Consider the following 4,015-nt stretch of genomic DNA (forward strand, 5'->3'; position numbering starts at 1 on the left):
AAAATCATAAATTGAAAAATAATTGCTAATTTTCCCGCAACGAAGCGATATGCGAGAACGTTGGCAAACATTTGAAACAAGCTCTATAAAAATGAGAAATATAGGAATACTAATACTATTAATGACTTTTATTTGCTGTAATAACGTTACTCGAGTAAATGATAAAGAAAAGGAAAACACAAAAATTATTAAAGAATCTGATTTAATCGAGTCAGGAAACTATAACGGAATTAAAACCTGTGAAGAAGCGGAAAAACTTGCGAAGAAAGAAATTAACGAAGGAAAGCTAAAATATATTTTTAGTGGTTTTGGAAGTAGACAAGAATTACCAAAAAATCTTGAAAAACTATACAGAATTGAAATTATTAAAGTAGATGGAGTTCTCGGAATTCCAAACAAATGCTATAATGATATTATGTACAAAAAAATTCAAGAAAAGTTCGGTGATGATGCATTTAATAAAGCAATGGAATGACTTATGAGAATTAGCTACCTAATATATTCAATAATATCAATTGGACAGATATTATTATATTCTTTCTCTGATATAGCTTTATCTATAAAGGTTGGTTCTAATATTATTGGAAAATAAAACGTTTGCCAACACTGCATATCGCTCATTGCGGATTTTCGGCTGAAATCAGGGTTTTGGGATTTTCTGGAAGTTAAAATCATAAATTGAAAAATAATCGCTAATTTTCCCGCAACGAGTCGATATGCGAGACGTTGTGCAAAAGCTAAGAATTGTTGATTTTGCAAAGAAATTGATGGATTTGAAATTTCAGACTTTCGAGTAAGATTTTGAAAATGATTTCGTCGATTTGATTCTGGAAATTTGATTTTGATTTTTCCGCAACGAAAATTGACAAATCCGAAATAAATCGCTTTTTTGCTAATTAAAATTGATTTTGACGACTAAAATTTACGGCTGATTTCAATTCCGAAAATGTGAAAAATAAATGCAATTTCTGGCTCGAAAACTTGTGATTAAAAACGAAAATTTTGGCTGAATCGAAAAGTAAAAAGCCATTGCACAACACTGCATATCGCTCATTGCGGATTTTCGGCTGAAATCGGAGTTTGGTATTTTTCTGGAAGTTAAAAACATAAATTGAAAAATAATCACTAATTTTCCCGCAACGGAGCGATATGCGAGAACGTTGGGGCCAATTTGAAATGAAAAAAATCCTGAAATTAAAATTAATTTTCCTTCTGATTATCTTTTCTTCATGCAAAGAGAAATCGAAATTTTTTGACTGTGAATGTGAAAAAATTAATTTAAGTAAATCACTGACTATTACTGATAGCTTGAATCATTATCGAATTAACTACCCAAATGAAAATTGGTTGCCTTTGATTAATTTAGACTCGATTGGTAGTGGAATTGTTGTTGCTGATAAAAGTCTTGGATATTTAAGGTCTTTTGGAGTAATCGAAAAAGAAAAAGAATTTGACTTTGATAATTGGGAAGTTCAACAAAAAAGTATTGAAAAAGAATTTAATATTATCGAAAAAGGAGAAGTTGATTTCTTTAATCAACAGGCGAAATGGAATTTAGTGAAAATTGATAAAAACAAACCAATTATTTGGACTCTATATCTAACATTTAGACACCCAAAAGATGATAAATTTTATACTTTAAACTTGACTGTTGAAGACCAAAAAAACGTTCGGAACAAAATATGTAATATTGAAAGTTTGATTTACGGATTTAAAATAATTGAATAGAAAACTGGCCCCAACAGCGCATATAGTTTATGGCGAAAATCTTGCTAGAACGATAATTTTAGTATTTTTAGAATCTTAAGATTTCAACCGAAAGGCGAGCGGTTTTTAACTTCGCCACAAACCATATGCGCAAACCGTTGCCAAGCATATAAAAAAGGATTTCCAAAAAAAAATAAAAAACTCTCGCCGATAAAAATATGGCTGATTAAAATCTAGTTGACTTTAGCCGTGAAGTAGTTAAAAAAATTGATTCGTTTAATTTTCACTCAGCTGACAAGTGATATAATTTAAGGAATTTAAGTTTTTAAAAACTCGAAATTTAAGTTCAAAATCTGACATTTGATTTGACTCAAGCAAAAAAAGTTTGTAATCGATTTTTTTGCTGTCATTCGATAGATGATAAGTTGGTTCGATGATTTTATTTGTGAAAGTCGATTCGACTCTGAATCGAGAAATGAAAAAAATACGCTTGGCAACACTGTGTATACGCAATAGCTGGTTTTGTGACTGAAACCAAAGTTTGGGATAATTTGCTAACTTTGAAACTAATTTGAAAAGATTTAAAATTTTTGCGCGCTACTGCGCATACACGAAAACGTTGTCTTGCATATAAAAAATCATTTTCCGAAAAAAAATTACGTTGATTTCAACGCTGAAAAGCCGAAATTAAAATCAATTTTGGGGATTAAAATCTAATCAAAACGGAATTTTTTATCTTTGGAAATTCGATTGATTTTCACTCGGCTGACAAATGATAAAATTTGAGTAATTTAAGTTCTAAAAAACCGAAATTAAAGTTCAAAATCTGACATTTAATTTGACTCAGACGATGAAAATCTGATAGAAATTAAGATCTAGAAATCCAACTCAAAATTGATTTTGAAAATAGGAGAGAAGCGGATAATTTTAACGACAAATAATTTGACCCTGAATCAAGAAATGCGAAAATACGCAAGACAACACTGCATATCGCTCATTGCGGATTTTCGACTGAAATCAGAGTTTCGGGATTTTCTGGGATTAAAAACAAAAATTAAAAAATAATTGCTAATTTTCCCGCAACGAGTCGATATGCGAGAACGTTGTAGCCAATTTAACGACTGAATTTTCCAAAATGGATAAAGAAGAATTATTAGAGAAGTTTAATATTAACAAAAATGATGTCGAAAATTTTGACTTAAACTTTCTTGCGACATATTTAAAATTTCATCACAAAAAAGATTATGGAAAATCTACAATACTTTTTTGGGGGTTTGATAAAGAAGAAGTTCAAAAACTAAATGAAATCGCTATTAATTCAGCTTTAGATGTTAAGAAAAGGTATTCCGAGAATATAACTTTCATTTGTATAAATAATGACTTTGACGACAATACTAAATTAGAAAAAGCAAATAAAGGCAATAGCATTGTTTTAAATTTTAGTGAGTTTGAATTTATTTTTAAAAACAGAGACTATAACTTATTAGAAAACAGTGATTTTTTCCCAAAAAAAGAAATTTCAGAAATTAGAATACCAATACCATTAAGTAATTTTGATTATGAAATTGAAACAGATAGTTACTCATTTGAAAGTGATAAGACCTATAAATTTAACCTTTATAAAGAACAATGTGAGTGTAAAGAGTTTAAAGAAAACTCAGATTACGAAAAAGGCGATTTAAGAAGACTTTGTAAACACTTATTGAACGAGTATAAAAACAGTTTTAAGCCTATTAACTTAAATTATTTCACTTTATTTTTAATATCAAGCGATATTTCATTAAAGCGATATTTAGAATATTTTAGTGTAGGAGAATTAGAATTTCCTGTTTACGTAAGTTATAGCAATTTATACAATTGGGTCAATATTTTCTTTCCTAACGAAAACGGTAAGTATACAGTTTATGGATATAATAAACTTGAAAAAAGATTTTCATATAATGATAAGCCTATTGGTTATGTTCCTGAACTAAGAAGTAAATTAAATCAAATATTTGAACCAAAAAGGAATAAAATCAATAAAACTAAACCTGTTAACAATAATGGAAAAGCAGGTTGTGGAACACCTATTTTGATTTTAATAATTATTGCTTCATTAATTAGCTTATTGTGAAAAAACTGGCTACAACACTGTGTATACGCAATAGCTGGGTTTGTGTCTGAAACCAAAGTTTGAGATAATTTGCTAAATTTGAAACTGAATTTAAAATATTTTGAATTTTTGCGCGCTACTGCGCATACACGAAAACGTTGCCAACAATTTGAGAAAAACAGCCGAAATATTAATAATCATCTTTTTTTTATATTC

The 4,015-nt window shown here is 29.1% G+C and carries 4 protein-coding genes; 3 read left to right on the top strand and 1 reads right to left on the bottom strand.

Annotated elements, in window-relative coordinates; genetic code table 11:
- Positions 1-49 precede the first annotated feature (49 nt).
- Positions 50-475 (top strand): hypothetical protein, encoded by a 426-nt coding sequence (locus tag EIG86_RS04550; protein WP_127844977.1) that lies wholly within the window; start codon positions 50-52, stop codon positions 473-475.
- Between the two features lie 14 nt (positions 476-489).
- On the opposite strand, the gene EIG86_RS04555 is transcribed toward EIG86_RS04550, so the two are convergent.
- A complete protein-coding gene (locus EIG86_RS04555) occupies positions 490-759 on the bottom strand; it encodes a hypothetical protein (protein ID WP_127844978.1) in 270 nt (89 codons plus the stop codon).
- Positions 760-1,353: 594 nt separating this feature from the next.
- On the opposite strand from EIG86_RS04555, the gene EIG86_RS04560 reads away from it, so the two are divergent.
- Together EIG86_RS04560 and EIG86_RS04565 are read left to right on the top strand one after the other, a co-directional pair.
- Positions 1,354-1,728: a hypothetical protein gene (locus tag EIG86_RS04560; protein WP_127844979.1), complete on the top strand. Its 375-nt coding sequence runs from the start codon at positions 1,354-1,356 to the stop codon at positions 1,726-1,728.
- A 1,114-nt stretch (positions 1,729-2,842) separates the two neighbouring features.
- Positions 2,843-3,820, top strand: a complete 978-nt coding sequence (locus tag EIG86_RS04565; protein ID WP_127844980.1) for a hypothetical protein — start codon at positions 2,843-2,845, stop codon at positions 3,818-3,820.
- The last annotated feature ends 195 nt before the right edge of the window (positions 3,821-4,015 follow it).

It is taken from the genome of Psychroflexus aestuariivivens (assembly GCF_004010055.1).
GTDB lineage: Bacteria > Bacteroidota > Bacteroidia > Flavobacteriales > Flavobacteriaceae > Psychroflexus > Psychroflexus aestuariivivens.

Bases quoted from the DNA above. Each gene is read 5' to 3' on its own strand.
- EIG86_RS04550 (WP_127844977.1), top strand. From the start codon at position 50: ATGCGAGAACGTTGGCAAACATTTGAAACAAGCTCTATAAAAATGAGA.
- EIG86_RS04565 (WP_127844980.1), top strand. From the start codon at position 2,843: ATGGATAAAGAAGAATTATTAGAGAAGTTTAATATTAACAAAAATGAT.